Genomic DNA, 19228 nt, shown 5'->3' with positions numbered 1-19228 from the left:
GAAACCACTTTGGTCGACCGCTTGGGGGCTTAAATTTCAGTGAATCAGAATACCCCCGCTCTCCTGCTGTCGGCATTACATGGTAGAGACCTCTTTTTCTTCGAGCAGTGCGGAGGTTGCCCGCTCGAGGAATCCCGGAATAATTGCGTCGTGGGTGCGGCGGATGGCCTCAGGGTTGCTGAGGTCTTCCATCAGTTGCATCCACTTTTCGCGGCCGTGATCGGCAATGATCTCAGCTTTGATTTCGGGGCGGCTGAAGTGCACCAGCATCCCGTCGGCATCCGCCTCGGGGTGAAACTGAACACCGACAACTTCTTTGCTCCAACGTACGGCCATCAGGGCCCGCTCGAGGTCTACGTGCGGCCGTATTTTTTCTTTAGCCAGGAAGACAGCCCCAACTTCTTCCAGTTTCTCGTCGTCGGGCTGGATGGCCTGGAAGTGACGGAAATCGGCAGCGACGAAGGGATTGTCGAGCCCGCGGAAGATTGGATCTTCTTTACCCTCTTTGGTCATATGAATCGGGAAAGTTCCGAAGCTGATGCTTTTACGGGCGGTCACCTCGGCGAGCTGAAAATGGTGAACGGCCATCTGGAAGCTGTGGCAGATGAAGAAAACGTACTTCTTGCGGTCGTTTTCAGCGTTGAAGGCCATCACGTTGTCTAACCAGTCAGTCCATGCTTTGTACCATGCTCCGTCGACTTCGCGCGGATCACCGGGTCCTCCGGAGCTGATGAATATGTCGAAATCCATCCCGGGGGTAACGCCGTCTACCCTGACGTCGAAGACTTCGTAGTCAACGCGGTCAGCGAAGCGGCCCACCAGTTCACGGATGCAGCGCATTCCCTGGTTAGGGATGCCGTTGTAGAGGTCGAGGATAGCAAGGCGGAGACGGCTCATAACTGATTTGGTTTCGTGAGGTCGGGGGAAAGGATCACGGCTTAAAAGACGTTAAACCGGCGGTAAAGTAACCCGGTTTACCTGAAAACCAGGAATAATAGGATGTTAACGTTTTGGCCAGACTAAATGCTGCCTGCCTCGTAACCTCCTCCGGTTCGGTCTCTAAAGCTCCGCCAGGGCCGGAGCATCTTTCGGTTCCAGGTCTTCAGGCGGAGGAGGGGCCAGCGGATAATTCCGGGCCAGAAACCAGAGTAAACCAACTCCCGCCAGCGTCAGTACGGCAGCCATACCCAACACGCCCAACGGGCCGGTGCCCAACAACTCTTCGCTGCTTTCCGGTGCGTCGGCCTGCATGCCGTAGTAGTAGCTTATCGCATTATTGATGAAGTGAATCAGAATCACCAACCCCAGCGAGCGGGTCCGGTAGTAAACGTACCCGAGACAGAACCCCATGATGCTCGCGAAAAAGACATGCACAGGATAGATGTGCATCACCCCGAAAATCAGACCAGAAAAGAGAATAGACTTAAAGGGTGTTGTTTTACGCAGGTAGCCGCGCATTATCAGGCCCCGCAGCAAAACTTCTTCAAATATTGGCGCTACCACCACAACGGCAAGTGCAATGCCAATTCCGGGAACCATCATATCCTCCATCATTTCGGCAAAGCCTTCGTAACCGGGCAGGTATTCGGCCGTAGCGGAAACTCCGTTAGAGACCAGCAGCGTACCGAAAATACTGAGCAACGCCGTAACGACCGTAACGTTTTCGAAACCAAGTGACCAACGGGGCTTACCCATCTTCTTCCAGGCGTAAAGGATGCAAAGCACCAGCGGAGTACCGGAGGCGATGAAAGCCCAGCGGCTCATGCTAGCGCTCATGTCGAGCCCCTGCGCCAGGTCTTCCATATTCACCCCACTGGCCATCGTATCGATGATTAACGGGATGGCTCCCAGGATGGAGCCGCCGATGAAAATGAGAGCAAGGATTACAATGTGGTTCCAGTCCGGGAATTTAGGGTCGCGCATCAGCTTAGGCGTTTTAAGGTTTCAAAAAGTGGTTAAATATAAAGGCGCGGGCGCGGGTGCAAGGTGTGTTTAAGGTCTGCCCGTGGCTACAATCTCTCCATTTCCCCTTGCGGCAAGGCTCTTGTTGCAACAGTTTTTTCGGCCAAACCGAACTCTGAAAAGCGGGCTCCCGTTGCAACAAAGAACCAAAAAACCATTATACAATGCAAAAGCTTAGAAAAAAATCTGCTTACGAAGGAAACCCCGTTGGTCTTAGTGATAAAGCCTGTAAGGCCATCGCTGCCGATCTCGACAAACACCTTGCTTCACTCTGGATCATGTACGCGCAGTACCACAAGCACCACTGGTTGGTGGAGGGGCCACAGTTCCGCGACATCCACCTGTTCCTGCAGGGCCACTACGAGGAAGTAAACCTCCAACTCGACGCAGTAGCAGAAAGAATGACGCTGTTGGGTTACACTCCAACCACCCGTCTTGAAAACTACGTAAAACTCGCCTACATCGAGCAGGAACCAGCCGATGTTTACCACATCCGTGACGGTTTCGAGAACAACATGAAGAACGAGCGGAAGATCGCCGTTGAGTTCCGTAAAACCATCGAACTCTGTATCAAGCACGGAGACTACGGTACGAAATCTATGCTCGAAGGCTTCCTGTTCAAAATCGAAGACCGTTGTCACCACCTCGAACACTTCCTGGGCGAAGACAGCATGGCCGTTGGCTTGCTGCACAAGCCAGAAGAAATTGACGAGGAAGAGAACAGCAAGAAAAAGAAGAAAAAATAATTTTCTTCCTTTCCTCTTTCTGAACCGAAAGACACAATCGCCGCCGTTGCCATTAATTTGGCAGCGGCGGCTTTTTAGTCTTCGATTGTTTTGTGCCTGCCCCGCAAAAAAAAGCAATGACCTGAATCCGGACCAGGTGACGTCCGGGATTTCACATGACGCAAATCCGTGTAAAAGTCCTGAGCCGACACTTTCAGGGTTGCCAGCCAAACAATCGCCTTTCAAAAGACCTATTTAAAGCAAACCTCCAACAAATGAAAAATTTTTTCTTCCTTCTTCTCGCCGTAGCCTTCATGGCTTGCGGTAACGAAACTGCCGTTGAGTCAGCAGAACCTACTCCTTCAACTGAGCCTGCACCTGCGCCCTTCGCCCAACGAATCGAAGCTGCAACCGAACGTCTCAGCGGAACCGACGCAGGTAAGCTCGTACTCGCCAGCATCGACGCTCACGGCGGACTCGACAAATGGTACAGCCAGAGCCCACTCTACTACCACTTCCAGTACCTCCCCACCGACGACAAAACGATCCGCGACTCCTACATCCTCAACGATTATGTCAACGCCCGCGCCGTACATACCTCGGCCAATCAGGAAGGCGTCACCTACGGCTTTGATGGCCAGGATGCATGGCACGCCCCCGCCGACGTGAAGCCCACCGTCAGCCCCCGCTTCTGGTCGCTTACGCCCTACTACTTCGTTGGCCTGCCGTTTGTTCTTGCTGACGAAGGCATCAACTTTGAGCAACTTCCCGACGCTGAATGGGAAGGAACCACTTACAACAAGATAAAGGTGACCTACGAGCAGGGAACCGGCGATGCCGACGGTGATTACTACGTACTCTGGATCAATCCTGAAACCAAGCAGATGGACGCACTCAACTACATCGTCTCCTACCCCGGTTTTTTCAAGGACGAAGGTCATTCTCCGGAAAAGTTGATGGTCCTCAGTGGCAAAACCACCGTAGACGGCATTACCCTACCGACGGGTTACACCACCCGCTGGTCTGATAAGCCAACCGAAGTAATCACCAACATTTACGTCAAAGACTACGAGTTCCGTCCGGACACCGAGGATGAAGCTTTTGCTAAGCCCGCAGGAGCAAAGGTTACAACCGATCTTCCGGGTAAGTAATCATCTTTTTCTTACGCTATAAAAGAATAGCGCCCGGAGGCTCTCCGGGCGCTATTTTTCATGGCGCAAATTCAGGATTCACTTATCATTTTTGCAGCCCGGCTGGCAAGGGCCGCACTGAGCGCAACTCCCATTCCGGCAAGGCGTCCGGCAACCAGCACATTATTGTTGGCGTACCGGAGCACCGGCGATTTACCGTCTCCCTGGGCAATGATGCCACTCCAGCGGGTTGGGAAATCGGCATCGGTCCATTTGCGTTCAGGGAACCATTCGTTCAGTTTATCGATCAGAAACGCTTCGGGGACTCCGTTCGGGCCAAAAACATCCGTTTCCGAAGCTTCACCAGCCCGGTGCCGGGCACCACCAATCAACATACGGTCTTTACCGACGTTGCGGAAGTACACGTATCCCTCGTGGTAATGGTAGCAACCGCGCAGCTTAAAGTCCGGCAAGGAATCACTCAGCAAAATCTGGTTGCGGACTGGCCGGATGCTTTCGGGAAACTCAGCGGGGAGCAGATCACGGGCGAAAGCATTTACGGTTACCAGTGCCTGTTTAGCATCTACTCTACCCCATCCTGCTCCTTCAACCGTCACCGCACCCGCGGTCGCGCCCACATGATCCACCTGGCAACCGAAAAGGAAACGCACCCCCGCACGATGACAATCTTCCAGCAACAACGACACCAATTTACCTGGGTGCAACTGAGCCTCGAGCCGGTTATGAAGGCTCAGTTTTATACTTCCTGACCAGCCAGAATCCGCAACGACCGACCAGGTATCTTTCAGTTCCGTCACCTCCGCTAAGAGCGCATTCAGTTCCGGCAGGCGCTCACTGACCATCTCCGCCGTTTTCTTATCATCGATAACTTCGTAGCCACCGTGCTTGCGCCAACCGATGTTCCGCTGCGAGTAGTCACGTTCCAGCGCGAGAATGCCCGCAAACCGCTCGCGGACCGTAGCCAGGGTAGATGCTGCACCGTAGGCATCCATATCGGCTAAGAGTTCGGTAGGCCCGCCAAAGCAGGCGAAACCAGCATTGCGCGTGCTTGCTCCGCGCGGAACGGCAGCACGTTCAACCACGAGAACATCGCACTTCGGATTTGCCTGCTTCAGGGCGAGTGCCGCCTGCAGGCCGGTCAGCCCCGCTCCGATTACGACTACATCTGGCGAGCGAAAGAAAGTTGTTTGCTCCCAGTAAGAAGGGCGGAACATATTCATAGCATGATCTTTATTGGGATGAAGTGCATCAGGTAACGAATACACGAAAGTGGCCGCCGAAGTCCAGAAACCGAAGGACAAACCGAACTCCGATGGTGCTTACTCCCGTTTTAGCGAAAAATACAAATTATGATCCTGCAACCGACCATCGACGCCGCTCTTTTCGAAATTGCCGAAGACTCCGGCCGCCACGAACTACGTTCCGCCATTTGGGAAGATTACCTCCGCCCGGTGTTCCTCAAGAATGACCCGGCGGAAGGAGCCAGGATTTTTGCGGAAGTAAAGCAAAGCCCAAACGAACACATTGATCTCATCAAAACTACCCTGCGGGATCATTTGCGGGACAAGCCTGAAGCACTCCATAAACTTCAGCACCTGTTGGAGATCAGTGAATAGAAAGCGCTACATCTCCCCTACCAGCTTCAGGTCATTCTGAATGTCTACGACAGCTTCCAGTCCTACGCTCATCCGTACAAGGCCATCGGTGATGCCCACCCGCGCGCGTTCTTCGGCGGTCAGTTTGGAATGTGTTGTGGTGGCCGGATGTGTCAGGATGGTCCGCGTATCGCCGAGATTGGAACTGCGGGTGCACAACTCTGCGGAGTTGAGCAGCCGTTGCGCTGCTTCGATACCGCCTTTGAGCTCGAAGGTTACGATGCCTCCGCCGGCCGACATCTGTCGCTGCGCCAACTCGTACTGCGGATGGCTCGGGAGGTAAGGGTAATGCACCCTGGCAACGCCACTCTGTTTCCCCAGCCATTCGGCCATCACGAGCGCTGAACGACAGTGCGCATCCATTCGCAGGTGAAGCGTCTCGAGGCTTTTGCTGACCGTCCAGGCGTTGAAAGGTGACATGGCCGGACCCGTATGCCGGCAGAAGGCAGTAACCTTTTCCATCACTTCCTCAGTACCCAACAGCAGGCCGCCGAGTACGCGGCCCTGACCGTCCATCCATTTAGTAACCGAATGGGTAATCAGATCCGCACCGAATTCAGCAGGTCGCTGTATCACTGGAGTAGCAAAGCAATTATCAACTACGAATAAGAGGCCATGCTCTTTGCAGAGTCTGCCCGCGGCTTCGAGGTCTACCAGCTTCAACCCCGGGTTAGATGGCGTTTCGGTGCAGAAGAGCACCGTATTGTCCTGTACCGCGGCCGACCATGTTTCGGGCTGATCGGGCTCAACGTAGGTAAAAGTCACCCCCCATTTGGGCAGAAAATTGGTCAGTAGTTGGTGAGTGCTGCCGAAGAGCGCGCGGGTTGCAACAATGTGGTCGCCCTGCTTTACAAGCGCAGCCAGGCTGGCAAAAACGGCAGCCATGCCGGAGGCAGTGGCGAAACCGGCCTGGGTTCCTTCCAGAGCGCAGGCTTTTGCAATCAGTTCATCTACTCCCGGATTGCTGTAGCGGGAATAAATCAGTCCTTCCTGTTCTCCGGCAAAGACAGCGGCCATTTCTTCGGCGGAGCCGAAGGTGAAACTGCTCGTCAGGAACAGCGGCGTAGAGTGCTCGCCGTATTGCGTTTTGTCCATCTGTCCGCGGATAGCGCGGGTCTGGGGCTGCCAGTTTTTATTCATTAGGCAAAGGTAATTGGTTCGTTGGTATTTGGGTTCGTTGGAGCGTTGGTTCGCTCCCCAAAAGGTTTTCAGAGGCGACATTTGCAAGCACCTCGATAATTTCAAATACACGTAGAGGGTCTCGAAGCGCGCTTAAAACGCAGCGGAGCGGAGCATTTTAAGCGTCTTCGAGCGCCCGGGACAACAGACCTTCACGTCACGACGAACCAACAGGCCAACGATCCAAAATACTAATGCAGACGCGGTCGCAGGTGCACAGATTCGGATAAAGAGCAACGATTGAACCTCGGCTTGCCGCGCGGTCCTTACCCGAAAGCTACATCCATGGCCGCACAGATTTTACGAACCGCTTCTTCCAGGTCGGCAACGGAGTGCGCCCCCGATACGAAACCTACCTCGTAGCCGCTTGGCCCAAGGTAAACGCCCGTTTGGAGCAGCTCGTGGTGAATCACCTTGAAGTACTCCATGTTAGCCGGGTCGATCTGATCTGAGCGGGTAATACGCTCGTTGCCGAAGGCCAACCAAAAAATAGAGCCGATGTGGGGAACGTGGAGAGGATATCCCTTCTCTTTGGCGTAAGCTTCGATGGCGGTAGCCATCGCGTGAGTCTTCTTGGCCTGTAGTTCGTAGAAGCCTGGTGTAAGACATAACTCCAGCGCTGCCAGTCCTGCCGCCATGGCAACGGGGTTGGCGCTGAGTGTACCTGCCTGGTAAACCGGGCCTACCGGCGAAATATGATCCATGATCTCCGCGCTGGCAGCGTAGGCTCCTACGGGGAAGCCACCACCGATCACCTTACCGAAGGTAATGATGTCTGGCTTCACGTCGTAATAGCCTGCTGCGCCGGTGAAGCCTACCCGAAAGCCAGAAATCACTTCGTCAAAGATCAACAGCACGTTGTGCTTGTCTGCTTTGGCGCGCAGGCATTCCAGCCATTCCTTGTCCTGAATAAGGAGGCCGTTGTTAGCGGGAACGGGTTCTACGATGATGCATGCAATGTCATCGGCGTACTTGCCGAGCGTTTCTTCCAGCAATTCAGGCTTATTGAGCGGTAGAATGAGCGTATCCTTTGCTACCGCCTCAGGGACGCCCGCAGAGGAACTTGTTCCGAAGGTGGCCAGCCCTGAACCGGCCTTCACCAGCAAACTGTCCACGTGGCCGTGGTAACAGCCATCGAACTTCAAAATCTTGGTTTTGCCCGTCACCCCACGGGCCAGGCGTATTGCGCTCATCACAGCCTCCGTACCGGAGCTCACAAAGCGGATGCGTTCTATGTAGGGATGGTTGTCCAGGATGAGCTTACCGAGGCGGTTACCCATCCGGTTGGGTGTACCGAAGCTGGTGCCCTTGCGGACCGTTTCGATCACCTTTCCTTCGATGTAATCGTTGGCGTGGCCGTGGATGAGTGGCCCCCAGGAACAACAGAAGTCGAGAAAAACGTTGTCGTCTTCGTCCGTCATCCGGCTTCCTTTACCTTCCTTGATGAAAAGTGGCGGGCCACTTACACTTCGGAAAGCACGCACCGGACTATTGACACCACCCGGAAAGTATTCCTTAGCTTCGGTAAAGAGATCGGCGGAGGTCTGGCGGGGAATGCGTTGTTCGAACTTCATGGGGCAAATATTTTGTTGCGCGAAGGTAAGCCGTTGTTAAGCTAGGAATCGTCAGGGCAGTTTAATCTTTAGTAGCTGCCGTACAGTTTTATTTTCAATGAATCTCAATCAAGTAACCTTACCCACCCTCGATCTTGCCCAAAGCATAAGCTTTTACGAGACCCTTGGCCTCCGGCTGATCGTTCATGCGCCGCCGCGTTATGCCCGCTTTGAATGCCCCAACGGAGACTCCACCTTTTCCCTCCACCTGGTCGACGAGCTTCCTTCGGGAGAAGGCAGTTATACATACTTTGAATGTGAGGACCTCGACGAAAGAGTGGTCGCCCTCCAAGCCGCAGGCCTGGATTTTGACACCCAGCCTACCGATGAAACATGGCGCTGGCGTGAAGCACGCCTCCGTGACCCGGACAATAACCGGTTGATTTTGTTTTGGGCCGGAGAAGACCGCAAGAACCCACCCTGGCGCTTAGGCTGAATAAGCGGCAGCAATAGCGTCCCTGATTTCTGCCATCCGCTCAGCGGAAACCTCGACGGACTTCCCGAAGCGGAAGTCTCCTTCAGCAGTAACGGGCACAAGGTGAACGTGAGCGTGGGGAACTTCCAGCCCAAGTACTCCAACCGCAACGCGGTTGCAATCGATCACTTCTTTTATGGCCTTGGCAACGGCCTTAGAGAACAGCGTTAGTCCGGTAATTTCTTCATCCGTCAGGTCGAAGTAATAGTCTACTTCTCGTTTAGGAACACAGAGGATATGGCCTTCTTTCATCGGCCGAACGTCAAGAAACGCAATAAACTCCTCTGTTTCTGCCACTTTGTGGCTGGGGATTTCCCCGTCAATAATTTTTGTAAAAATACTTGGCATGATGCTGGTGTTGTACCGCTGGCCTGAACCAGCGTGGTGCCGGTTCAAGCCGGCGCTACAGGTTCCGGTTTTTAAATGCTAATCGAGACGATCTCAAACTGAATTGTTCCGTTCGGCGTCACCACTTCAGCGATGTCGCCGGGCTCTTTGCCCAACAGGCCAGCCCCCATTGGGCTGTTGACTGAAATTTTCTTTGCCTTCAGGTCTGCTTCAGATTCGGCTACCAGCATATAGGTCATTTCTTTCTTGACCTTAACGTTGCGGATGGTGACTTTACTCATCACCGTTACCTTACTGGTGTCTAACTGGCTGGCATCGAGAACGCGCGCGTTGGCCATTACTTTTTCCAGCTCGTTGATCTTCATTTCCAGAAGGCCCTGGGCATCCTTGGCTGCATCGTACTCGGCATTTTCGGAGAGGTCTCCCTTCTCCCTTGCCTCGGCGATGGCTTTAGCTACGTTCTGCCGGCCAGTGGTTTTGAGCTCTTCGAGTTCAGCGGTAAGTTTGTCGAAACCTTCCTGTGACAGATAGTGGGTTTTGGACATAGTAGAATTGTTTGGGGCAGAGGCTAAAGTCCTCCTTTCTTCCCCGGGAGGGGAAGCAGTAAAGACCCGGCTTGCCGTTCATTTAATGGTTCCCTACGAAACAGGTTCGGAGGGTTAAGGGTAAAAACAAAGACGTTCCTACCTCATGGTAGAAACGTCTTTGTTCCGATCTTAGTTCCAAAGATAATTAAATAGTAGATAGTTAGGTAGCCGGTCGTGCACGAAGCGCTGTTAAATACTGCTGCCTTTTGTTAGACACGCTCTTAGCTTACTTAACGGTAGAATACTAAATATTTATCCCGATACCGATGTTATGTGTACCGTTGAATACACGGGTATTTCTCCACGCGTAATCGATGCTGAAGCTACGGCTGGGGTCACCTTTTTTGAAAGGTACGCGGATGCTGGCACCAGCACTGAGGCCATCGTACAGCGGTACTTCCGTAAGCTCGCTCTGCTCGATGTCTGAACGATAGCCCACACGTGCAATGAACTGTTCTTTGAAGGCGTACTCTGCGGCAACACCTAACTGATCACGGCCAAAGGAGTTGGCGGTGAAGTTACCCATCAACGTCAGGCGGTTCTTGGATCCTTCGGCTTTCGTGAGCAGATCATAGGATGCACCTACGTTGAGCAGGGTTGGCATTTCGAAAGCGAAAGAGCGCTCCTGCAGGGCGCGGGAATCACCTTCTGATGCCTGAGCGGTAACGGTGATGCCCTGGCCACCGTAGCTCATGCGAGAGCCGATGTTGCGCAGCGACAGACCAAATTTAAACTCATCGTTTTCGCCAGCCACGTACTGCACACCGGCGTCGACAGCAAACCCAAACGAAGATACATCGCTGGTTCCTTCGCTGACACCGCGGAGGGTAACACCTACCGATACCGCTTCTTCGAAAGTATAGCTGTAAGTAAGGCCGATGTTGAGGAAGTTGATGTTGAGGTCACCACCGGTACCTTCCGGCTGTGCGGTAGTAGTAACCGGGATATCGCCAAAGTCGAGGCTCATAATACTAAAGCCGATAGCGCCACCTTTTCCGTTGGAGCTGGCAACACCAATCGCCTGCATGGCGATGTCGGTTCCCTGCAGGTAGTTGGCGTATCCGAGTTTCACCTCGGTACCGTTGAAGCGGGAAACGCCTGCGGGGTTGATCCGCATAGCTTCCACACCGAAGACACTTGAGGTATTCATTGAATGAAGACCAGCAGAGGTAGCCCATGGGTTCATCAGCAATTGTGCTGCCCCGGCTTCGCCCTGGCGGTCAGGGTTTCCGGCAAAGGCGACGGAGGTCGCCAGACCGAAACATAATGCGAGTAGGTAGATTTTCTTCATGCTACTTGAGTGGTTAGTTGTCTCCCTGGTATTTACAGGGGAGAAGATTTTATGTGAAGCGACTAATCGCTGATAGTTGATTTGGGCGCTGACGCAGGTACAGGGTGTGTTTTTTAAGAGCAATGTTTCCGGTGCGGATATACTTCACCGGATGTTCTTGCCTGCTTAAAACCTTCATTGCACCTGCGGCCTCGCCCCTTTTCGGGGCCGAGATAAATGCACCGCCCGTTCCGAATTTCGTATTCGGAACGGGCGGCAGCAAAGGCCGTTTAGAGGCCGGTAGGATCGAACTGGCGCTGAACGCCGAAGAATTTCAGCGTACGCTCACCAAGTCCCGGAGCTTCAACGTGGATGAGATAAACACCACCTGAAACCGGAATCTGCTTGAAGTTCTTAAGGTCCCATTCCAGTGCCGGAGTAACCTGACGTGTACCGATCGGGCGGCTGTCGGAACGACGCAGTGCCGTCGGCGCTTCATCACGCTCGTATTTGCGGATGAATTTACCGTCGAGCGAGTAGATCGTCACCGTAGCCTTAGCGGGCAGGTTGGTGATCTTCACGATGGTCTCCAGAGCACTGTCTTCGTAGCTGCTGAAGCCATAGTACGGGTTAGGAACGATGTTGATCATGTCCAACTCGCGCTCATTGGCAGCAGCATCGTTGTCGTCAGCGGCTTTACCGTCGATGCTGAAGCGGTACGTTGGGTAACCAGTTGCGTCTTCGGTGCCTTCGCGGAAGTCGTACTTATTGTTAACCCGCAGTTTGATGGTTGCGTCGTTCGGGACGATACCGTCCTCGTAAGACAGAAGCTCGGAACCAGGAGACAGCAGCGGGAATCCTGCCCAAATGATTTCACGGATACCGTTCACCTTACGGCTGGCGGATGGGTGAGGGTTGAGGCGGCTTTCTAGGTACTCACCACCATCGTAAGGTAGTTTGGTCACGTAGAAGTAATGCTGACCACCACCAACAAAAGTGTAGGCGTTCAGGTCAGATTCCGGTACTGGCTCCAGAATTACGTCTGAAGGGTTCCAGATCATATCGTTACCGTTGCTTTGCGCGGTGAAGTCTCCGCTACCGATGCTGCGACCGTCGTAGAGACTGTTCTCACCCCAGAAGATTTCGAGGCGCTGACCGGTTTCCACATCAACAGCATAGCCGGGGAACCAACCCATTCCTGTTTCCATTGCAGGGTCAATGTCTGTGTCTACTTCAGGTAAACCATCGCTGCCTGCGTTCTTCGTGACGCTTGGTGCGTCACGGGTGTCGAACATAGGGCGGTCGTCGTCAGTCTTCACTGGTGTTCCGTTGATGATGGCGTCCTCATAGAAGATGTTGGACGTTTCGATTACCGGACAACGAGACCAGAGGTCTTTGTTGGAAGTCAGGACGATGTCTACGTTGGTGAGGTCCTCCAAAGACATCCGGGTGTTAGCCGTACCGTTGGTACGGTTGAGCCAAACCGGAGAGAAGAACGGGAATCCGCTCGCGCGTTCCTCCCAGTTCATCAGGCGGTACGGGTAAATACCGGGGAACAGGTTGTTGAAGTCCTGGTTCGGATCATCTTCTTCAAATTGTTCCATCACGCCGTTATTGACGTAGTTGAATAGTTCGTCCCGCAGTTGAACCGGAAGGTTCAGGCCGATGTCGAGACCGTCGGGCAGGAAGCCCAACCATTTGTCTCCGTCCGGGTCGTCGTAGGAGATACTACCACCAATGACACCATTGCCTTGTTCTGCAAGGGCAGGATCACTTGGTTCTTCCACGTCACCGATGTTCACAGAGAAACCGTATTCACCAATAATTTGCTCGTTGCGCTGGCTGATAGGGCGTTCGCTCATCACAGTCATCGCACCGGGGTCAGAGAGGTTGCGAAGAATCCAGTTGACGGGTTCGTCGAAGTTTTCATCGCTCATGTCTGCGTCAACGAAAGTAAGTTCGTAATCTCCATCTACAACTCCAAGTGGGTTGACAACGAATACATCGATAGGAGCTGCTCCGGTTTCGTAGGTGATTTCGGGGAAGACAGTTTCACCGGCAGCGAAAGCGTTTTCCATCTCTTCGCGTGTCTCGTCGTTAATGTCCAGGAAAGTACCGTTGTTACCCTCACCTGCGATACGGGTAACGATGGCTCCGTCACCGTAATCTGCCATCAGTTGACGGTCCAGGATCGGACGCGGGATTACCTGGTAGAAAGGACTTCCTGTGAGGTTGTCTCCAATATTCCGGCTGGAAGCCTTGTATTGCTGCGGCTGGCCCGGGAGATCGGTATTCAGCGGATCGTACTCTTTGTAATTGTTGTAACCATAGGCGACTACGGTAAAGTAGTAACGCCGGTGGTTGATCAGGCGCGTGTCACCACTACTTGCAAAGGCATCCTGCGTGATCCGGAGGCTGTGGCGGATACCGTTATCGGTTCCGGTAGCGACCAGCTCGGGTGCCAGGTAGGGCTCAAGCAGCGGGTTGTCGTCTTCGTTAATCGGATTCCAGTTGAAGACTTTGGTAATGCCGTTGTTAAGGTCGAACTGTGCGATTTCGCGCACACGCTCAACGTTTCCTTCTTCTGCGAGGGATACGTTAGGCCCAGAGAATTGGTACACACGGTAGCCTTCGAAGCGGTAAAGGCTGTCGAAACCTTCGGGAACACCAAGACCCGGTTCTACGTAAGCTTCTTCGTAATTGTTGCTGGCGATGTTGTTGCTCAACAGGAGGATAACCTCACGGTCGAGTTCGATAACGTCAACATCCGGTGCATCCGGTCCGTCACAAATGTCGAAACAGTTGTCGAAGAGGCTCTGAGCGAGGTCATCGGCCTGCTGCAGACGCTGGATGGAAGGGTTAGGGTAAGTTTGGTCCGGAACCCAGACCACACCAATAATAAGTTCGTTTACCGCACCAGGCTGAAGGGTAAAGGGGCCAGAAGCCTGCAGAGTACGAGGGTCACGAGGGCCGAGATCGGCGGTAACCATGTTGAAGCCATTCGTTACGTTGGGAGCGTCAGAGAAAACGTAGCGTGTCTCTTCTGCACCTGCTTCGTCATAGCCGTCACCGGTATTTTGCAGTGTACTACCATCGAGCCAGCGGCCCTGCAGGTAGTTGTAGTATTCCTGAGCCGTGTTAGGGTCCGTAGTACCCGGATCCGGGCTACCCGGAGAAGAGTTGTAAATGGTGATGAAAGAACTCATTCCGAGTTCTTCTTCACCAATCTGGTTGCCATCTTCATCAAAGATCGGCTTCCGTGGGCCACGGAAGTAATCAACACCCAGAATTGGAATTTCATCACAGTAGGTGTTCGCGCCGTCACAGTCACAACCGGTACCAATACCATCGAGAACATCGGAGTTGTAAACGTAGGCTAAAGAGCGCGTAGTGTCGGTACCCACGTAGTCATCCTGAGAGCAACCAAGGTCAGCATCCACCCACATCGCGAAGTAAGTATCAAAAATGTCCTCCGTCGCACGGTTGATCAGCTTGTAGCGCTGAAAAGTCATGCTGTTGATGTCGTCAGAAGTAGTGTAAGCGAAAGCCTGCACCTGAACTTCCATCTGAATCTGCTGGGGAATATTAGACTCACGGTGAGTGTTACCCGCATCGTTATAGATCCAGAAGGTCATTTCCTCCGGGAACTGTGGTGTTTCGCCACAGCCACGGATTTCGATGATTGGGTAATCTCCCAGGGTAGGATCGTATATACCATCTAAGTCTTCGTCCCAGAAACCGGCGAGTCCCTGTGTGGTGTTAGGGAGTTCAAAGCGGTGTACATCGAAGAAGTACTGGTTTCCGGTTGCCGGCCAACCGAGAATTTCGTCGGGGAGAGTAGAGGGGTCCAGTCGCCCGTTGGGGTCTTCACGAACAAGCTCGTAAGCAGCACGCAGTTCCCGGATTGCTTCACCGCTAACGGTAAAGAAACGGTCCCAGCGGGCACAAGTGTCTTTTGATGTCAAACCTTCATCAGTAAGCGGGCCGGTGTAAAAATCGAAGTTACCACTTCCACGGCCGTACTGCTGGGCGGCAACTTTCAGTCCACCCCCCGGGTCTTTACCACCCAGCCAGACTGCTCCGGCAAAGATTGAGCTTACCTCATCTACGCCGGTTGGCACTTTAGGTACTACATAGCGGCCGGCAGATCCGTTCCACCATACGTCACCGCCTGTGGTCAGGCGGGCGCGTACATTGTTAACGTCCATATCGGTTTGGGCCGTCGCGTTGTCACAGGCAGCCCGGAAATCAATCTGTTGCTGCTGAGAGGCCGTCATTGCTGGTCGGCCTCGATCGGGGCCTTCCTTGGCCCACAACGCTGTAGGGGCAGCAAACCCCACCAGCGCGATCAGAGAAAGTATGAGTTGATTAACTCGCATAACTTAAATTTTATTAATTGGCGGAAGTAAGGTTTAAAGGCTGAACTGAGCACCGAGGTACATACGACGCGGCAGCGTGTAAAAACCAGGATTGATCACGTTCCACTGGTAGGCAGCAAGGAAGCTTTCCAGGGAACGGCTACCGGCTTCGATGTTTTCGATTTCATCACGGCCGAAGCTCGACTGCAAGTACCCAGGGTCTGAATCAGAACCCGTAGAAGAGTAAACGTTCAGTACGTTACGACGATCCAGAATATTGGAAACCCGGAAGTAAACGTTCATTCTTGAGTTGTTACCGATTTTGAAGTCTTTGTTGATCTGGCCATTCATCGTGAAGTTGAATGGTTTGCGGGCACCGTTGATCGCGCCTTCGGTGTTCGAACCGCCGAACTGGGTAGGAATAGAAGTAGCAGTGTAAGGACGGCCGGATACAGCGGAAGTCTGCAGGTTGATACCGAGATCTTTAAAGAATCCGGGGAGGCCGGTATTGCGCCCTACACGGTAATCAAGAACAAGGTTTACACGGTGACGCTCATCGAAGCTGAGGGGGAAGAGCGTACGGAGGTTACCACGGTTGGTCAGACCTGCCTGAGAGGTAGACCCAGATCCTGTACCATCAGCAAACTGAAGGGTGTAGTTGGCGTTAACCGTGAAGTTAGCGGTGCGACGCAGATCGTACGTAAGGCTGAAACCTTTAACCGTACCGAAATCCTGGTTGTCGTAGGTAGTGTAGGAACTTACAGTAGGTACCGGTAGGTAAGTGCGCAGCTGGATCATGTCTCGCATCTCTTTGTAGTAAGAAGCAATCGTAAGCGCTGAAGACTCGGAAAGACGGGTTTTGAATCCTACTTCGTAATCTACCGTACGCTCAGGGAGCAAAGACGGGTTGTTGAACGTGCTGCTCGTAGAACGGTCATTGAAGAAGTAGTAATCCAGTGGTGTTGCGTAACTATTGCTCGGCGGCCGCTGGAGCAGTACATCGTAGTGCGCGAAGAAGTTGGCATCCTCTGAAATAGGGAAAGAGAAAGCCAGACGTGGCATCACGTTGAACTGTACCTCGTAGTCTTTGAAAGAGTCATCAACAGAGAAGGCATCGTCTTTGATGAAGTCAGCCACTTCATGGACAGCAGGGTTGACGTACTTAGGGGTAGGAAGCAGGCCACGCAATGCATCGATTTCCAAAGGGCTGTTGGTTGGTGTACCGTCAGGGCGGAACCAGTCATCACCACGGCGGTAAGCAACTACGTCGGTACCGTTGTTAACGTCGGTGTATACTTTGTAATCTTCACCAATGCTACCGGGGCGTTCACCGCCGAAGTTGGTGTGGAAGTCTTCTGCTCCCATGATCTCGTAAAGGCTGTAAGGGTCCTTCAGAACCTTAGTGTTGGCGTCGTAACGGTCTACACGTACACCAAGACGGAAAATCATCTTATTGATGGTAAATTTATCCTGCAGGTAAGCAGACGCGTAAATCGGGCGGAACGGCGCAACGTCGAATGAACGCTCTCCATCGGCCCCTACCGTAAAGAAGTCATCAAAAGTTCCGTCGTACTCGTTACCCAGGTAGTCGTAACCGAAGTAGTCCACAAGACCGTCGAAGGTCAGTTCGCGGGCGCTGAACAGGTCGAGGCTCAGTTGGTCTGGGCTCAGGCCATCAACGTTAACGAATTCATCCAGCGGGACACCAAGGCGCTCACGGATCGCCTGGTAAAACTGACCATCGTTGTCTTGAATAGTAGGAGCGAGCACCGCTACGTTGCCCTCAAATCCTCCGATTGCGCTAGGTTCACTTACGAATACTGAATCAACGACCCGGTTAGTGCCGTCGACAGATACCAGGTGCTGGTTTGCGCGGCTGCGCGCGGCAGTCCAGAGACCTCGTGGAGCTACGCTATAGCTACGGTTGGTCCGTTGCTCGTAAATAACACCAAGCTGAATGCTGTGGCGGCTTTTGTCTGAACTACCAGGAACGATTTCGAAGGAAGCGTTCGCCTGGAAGGTATAAGTATCGTTATCTCCTTTGTTGAAGACGTTGTATACGGCGCCGACATTGCTGTCGAACCAGGTATTGACGTAGGCACTGTTGGTACGACCGTTGATCGTGTAGAAACGGTCAAGGCTAATCGGGACAACACCACCTGCGCGGAAATCGAAAAAGGTAGAAGCGTTCGGATCTCCCTGAATACCGTATGCCCCCATAGTGAGGATCTGGTCTTCAGACAGATCGAGAATATTGTTGTAGTTGGAAAGAATCGGGTTGCTGGAGGTAGTCGCATCAAAAGAGCGGATTACTTCACGGTAATCTGTCTGAAAGGCAGAATCCAGGGTTTCGTTGAAGTCGAATACAGGGATGTAGTCAATATCAAACGTTCCTACGTGTCCGTAAGCAAACAGGTTGTCTCCGTGGATAGGGTCTTCCAGGTCGCTCCGCGTGTTCTCTGCTGTAAATTGGAGCGTGTAGCTGGCATTACGAATGATGCTGCTGCTGCCGGTACCACCATCTGCAACACCTGAACCGCCGAGGCGGTGACGGAAGCGGAAGTTACCACGGTAGTTTTGGCTGTTCTGGGTTGGGTTACGAGCAGCGTTCAGCAACTGCCAGTTGCCCGGAGTGAACTGGTTCTCAAACTTTCCGTAAGCGCCGGAAAAAGAGATGTCGATGGCATCACTGAGACGGGCATCGATCTTACCGTTGAGGTTAATGCCGCTCGATTCCTCGAAGGGGCGTGTTTTTAGTGCATCAACATCATCATTGTTGATGAAGTCAGCAGAAACGAATTCGATCAGGTTGGTTCCCGAGTTAACAATTCGCAGTGGGTCAGCCTCCAGGGCAGCGATTACATCGTCCTTAGCCCGGTAAGCTGGAATTCCGGATGGGCTGTCATCTTCGCTGTAAGAGTAACGACCACTAAAACGGTAACCAAGGATGGAACTTCCTTCGCTGTTCTTAAGGATGGGCCCATTCACAGAAAGGCCAACCAGGCTCTGTCCGTAGTTGTCCAATCCTTCGCTTGTTTCTGCTTCGGCATTTACACTGAAGTTATTTGCGGGGCCTTTGGTCGTAATCGAGATGATACCACCCGTTACATCACCGTACCGTGCTTCAACACCACCCGTAATTACCTGGAGTGCTTCGATTTCAGAGTCAGGAATGCTTGTTGCACTTACCCGTACACCATCAACGTAGTAGTTCGTCGCATTGGAGCGGGAACCACGCATGTTGATCGCACCACCTTCATCTGCAGAAGATGCACCAGCCGCAATCGAGGCAATCTGGTTAATATTACGGGTCGGCAGGTTTCGGATTTCTTCCGAGGTAACCGTCTGGCCCGAGGTAGTATTATCTTGCTCGATCAGTGGCTTGCGGAAGGCCTTAACCACAACTTCTTCAAGAATAACACCTCCATCGTTGGTCATTTCAACATCGGCAACGTTCGTTTTACCGGGAGTTACAACGATACCCGTGAGGCGAATACCCTGGTAGCCGGTGAAGTCTGCCTGAATATCGTAAGTACCCGGGTCAATATTAGAGAAGTAATAGTTGCCTTCAAAGTCTGTGGTAACGCCGTTAACAAAAGCGCCTTCTTTGAAAAGCTGAATCGTGGCGAACGGAAGTTCTTCTCCCGAATCCGGATCTGTCACCTTACCCTTAAGGGCAGTCTGAGCAAAAGCGGAAATGGAAATAAACACGAGTAAAAAGAGGAGTAGCGTTCTTTTCATACCTGGTGAGTTTAATCTGAATGGTGCCGAGAAACCGAAGATGGCTGGCCTGACTACAAAAGTGGTGCACTAAGTTGGATTATTTCCCGTTGATCGTATCGGAGTAATTCAGCCGACAAAAAAGAACCCTTGTGTGCTATTTCCGCAAATGTAAACAAGTTTAC

15 protein-coding genes are annotated in these 19228 nt (G+C 52.8%); 4 read left to right on the top strand and 11 right to left on the bottom strand.

Going from position 1 to position 19228, the window contains the following annotated elements; genetic code table 11:
• Window positions 1-75 precede the first annotated feature (75 nt).
• Together FUA23_RS01680 and FUA23_RS01675 are read right to left on the bottom strand one after the other, a co-directional pair.
• Window positions 76-897, bottom strand: coding sequence for a type 1 glutamine amidotransferase (locus FUA23_RS01680; RefSeq protein ID WP_246143987.1), 822 nt, complete (start codon window positions 895-897; stop codon window positions 76-78).
• A 162-nt stretch (window positions 898-1059) separates the two neighbouring features.
• Window positions 1060-1923 carry a CPBP family intramembrane glutamic endopeptidase gene (locus FUA23_RS01675; RefSeq protein WP_147928972.1) on the bottom strand — a complete coding sequence of 288 codons (864 nt, stop codon included), beginning with the start codon at window positions 1921-1923 and terminating at the stop codon, window positions 1060-1062.
• Window positions 1924-2126: 203 nt separating this feature from the next.
• On the opposite strand from FUA23_RS01675, the gene FUA23_RS01670 reads away from it, so the two are divergent.
• Window positions 2127-2708: a Dps family protein gene (locus tag FUA23_RS01670; RefSeq protein WP_147928971.1), complete on the top strand. Its 582-nt coding sequence runs from the start codon at window positions 2127-2129 to the stop codon at window positions 2706-2708.
• 254 nt (window positions 2709-2962) lie between these two features.
• The gene (locus FUA23_RS01665; protein ID WP_147928970.1) at window positions 2963-3838 is read left to right on the top strand and encodes a DUF6503 family protein; all 876 of its coding nucleotides are present in this window, start codon (window positions 2963-2965) and stop codon (window positions 3836-3838) included.
• Window positions 3839-3909: 71 nt separating this feature from the next.
• Here FUA23_RS01665 and FUA23_RS01660 read toward each other — a convergent pair whose 3' ends face one another.
• A complete protein-coding gene (locus FUA23_RS01660) occupies window positions 3910-5058 on the bottom strand; it encodes an NAD(P)/FAD-dependent oxidoreductase (protein WP_147928969.1) in 1149 nt (382 codons plus the stop codon).
• Window positions 5059-5187: 129 nt separating this feature from the next.
• Between FUA23_RS01660 and FUA23_RS01655 the strand changes: the two genes are divergently transcribed.
• On the top strand, window positions 5188-5454 hold the full coding sequence (locus tag FUA23_RS01655) for a hypothetical protein (protein ID WP_147928968.1): 267 nt from the start codon (window positions 5188-5190) through the stop codon (window positions 5452-5454).
• A gap of 6 nt (window positions 5455-5460) precedes the next feature.
• On the opposite strand, the gene FUA23_RS01650 is transcribed toward FUA23_RS01655, so the two are convergent.
• The 3 genes from FUA23_RS01650 to hemL all read right to left on the bottom strand — a co-directional run bounded on the left by FUA23_RS01650 (window position 5461) and on the right by hemL (window position 8246).
• Window positions 5461-6633 carry a PLP-dependent transferase gene (locus tag FUA23_RS01650; RefSeq protein ID WP_147928967.1) on the bottom strand — a complete coding sequence of 391 codons (1173 nt, stop codon included), beginning with the start codon at window positions 6631-6633 and terminating at the stop codon, window positions 5461-5463.
• 132 nt (window positions 6634-6765) lie between these two features.
• Window positions 6766-6909, bottom strand: coding sequence for a DUF2614 family zinc ribbon-containing protein (locus FUA23_RS23030; RefSeq protein ID WP_187270846.1), 144 nt, complete (start codon window positions 6907-6909; stop codon window positions 6766-6768).
• A 29-nt stretch (window positions 6910-6938) separates the two neighbouring features.
• Complete coding sequence (gene hemL, locus FUA23_RS01640) at window positions 6939-8246, bottom strand: glutamate-1-semialdehyde 2,1-aminomutase (protein WP_147928966.1); 1308 nt, start codon at window positions 8244-8246, stop codon at window positions 6939-6941.
• A gap of 97 nt (window positions 8247-8343) precedes the next feature.
• On the opposite strand from hemL, the gene FUA23_RS01635 reads away from it, so the two are divergent.
• On the top strand, window positions 8344-8721 hold the full coding sequence (locus FUA23_RS01635) for a VOC family protein (protein ID WP_147928965.1): 378 nt from the start codon (window positions 8344-8346) through the stop codon (window positions 8719-8721).
• Here the strand turns inward: FUA23_RS01635 and FUA23_RS01630 are convergent.
• The 5 genes from FUA23_RS01630 to FUA23_RS01610 all read right to left on the bottom strand — a co-directional run bounded on the left by FUA23_RS01630 (window position 8713) and on the right by FUA23_RS01610 (window position 19064).
• Window positions 8713-9108 (bottom strand): HIT family protein, encoded by a 396-nt coding sequence (locus FUA23_RS01630; RefSeq protein ID WP_147928964.1) that lies wholly within the window; start codon window positions 9106-9108, stop codon window positions 8713-8715. The two genes, FUA23_RS01635 and FUA23_RS01630, sit on opposite strands and share 9 nt — an antisense overlap.
• A gap of 71 nt (window positions 9109-9179) precedes the next feature.
• Window positions 9180-9653, bottom strand: a complete 474-nt coding sequence (gene greA, locus FUA23_RS01625) for a transcription elongation factor GreA (RefSeq protein WP_147928963.1) — start codon at window positions 9651-9653, stop codon at window positions 9180-9182.
• 286 nt (window positions 9654-9939) lie between these two features.
• Entirely contained in the window at window positions 9940-10986 is a 1047-nt protein-coding gene (locus tag FUA23_RS01620; RefSeq protein ID WP_147928962.1) for a PorV/PorQ family protein, read from the bottom strand.
• Between the two features lie 269 nt (window positions 10987-11255).
• A complete protein-coding gene (locus FUA23_RS01615; protein WP_147928961.1) occupies window positions 11256-15344 on the bottom strand; it encodes a hypothetical protein in 4089 nt (1362 codons plus the stop codon).
• A 33-nt stretch (window positions 15345-15377) separates the two neighbouring features.
• Entirely contained in the window at window positions 15378-19064 is a 3687-nt protein-coding gene (locus FUA23_RS01610) for a carboxypeptidase regulatory-like domain-containing protein (protein WP_147928960.1), read from the bottom strand.
• Window positions 19065-19228 lie beyond the last annotated feature (164 nt).

The sequence above is a fragment of the Neolewinella aurantiaca genome, assembly GCF_008014675.1.
Taxonomy (GTDB): domain Bacteria; phylum Bacteroidota; class Bacteroidia; order Chitinophagales; family Saprospiraceae; genus Neolewinella; species Neolewinella aurantiaca.
This window is presented reverse-complemented; position numbering and strand designations above follow the sequence as displayed.

Excerpts from the sequence above, each read along its gene's own strand:
- FUA23_RS01680 (WP_246143987.1), bottom strand. The coding sequence starts at position 897 with ATGAGCCGTCTCCGCCTTGCTATCCTCGACCTCTACAACGGCATCCCT.
- FUA23_RS01675 (WP_147928972.1), bottom strand. The coding sequence starts at position 1,923 with ATGCGCGACCCTAAATTCCCGGACTGGAACCACATTGTAATCCTTGCT.
- FUA23_RS01670 (WP_147928971.1), top strand. The coding sequence starts at position 2,127 with ATGCAAAAGCTTAGAAAAAAATCTGCTTACGAAGGAAACCCCGTTGGT.
- FUA23_RS01665 (WP_147928970.1), top strand. The coding sequence starts at position 2,963 with ATGAAAAATTTTTTCTTCCTTCTTCTCGCCGTAGCCTTCATGGCTTGC.
- FUA23_RS01660 (WP_147928969.1), bottom strand. The coding sequence starts at position 5,058 with ATGAATATGTTCCGCCCTTCTTACTGGGAGCAAACAACTTTCTTTCGC.
- FUA23_RS01655 (WP_147928968.1), top strand. The coding sequence starts at position 5,188 with ATGATCCTGCAACCGACCATCGACGCCGCTCTTTTCGAAATTGCCGAA.
- FUA23_RS01650 (WP_147928967.1), bottom strand. The coding sequence starts at position 6,633 with ATGAATAAAAACTGGCAGCCCCAGACCCGCGCTATCCGCGGACAGATG.
- hemL (WP_147928966.1), bottom strand. The coding sequence starts at position 8,246 with ATGAAGTTCGAACAACGCATTCCCCGCCAGACCTCCGCCGATCTCTTT.
- FUA23_RS01635 (WP_147928965.1), top strand. The coding sequence starts at position 8,344 with ATGAATCTCAATCAAGTAACCTTACCCACCCTCGATCTTGCCCAAAGC.
- FUA23_RS01630 (WP_147928964.1), bottom strand. The coding sequence starts at position 9,108 with ATGCCAAGTATTTTTACAAAAATTATTGACGGGGAAATCCCCAGCCAC.
- greA (WP_147928963.1), bottom strand. The coding sequence starts at position 9,653 with ATGTCCAAAACCCACTATCTGTCACAGGAAGGTTTCGACAAACTTACC.
- FUA23_RS01620 (WP_147928962.1), bottom strand. The coding sequence starts at position 10,986 with ATGAAGAAAATCTACCTACTCGCATTATGTTTCGGTCTGGCGACCTCC.
- FUA23_RS01615 (WP_147928961.1), bottom strand. The coding sequence starts at position 15,344 with ATGCGAGTTAATCAACTCATACTTTCTCTGATCGCGCTGGTGGGGTTT.
- FUA23_RS01610 (WP_147928960.1), bottom strand. The coding sequence starts at position 19,064 with ATGAAAAGAACGCTACTCCTCTTTTTACTCGTGTTTATTTCCATTTCC.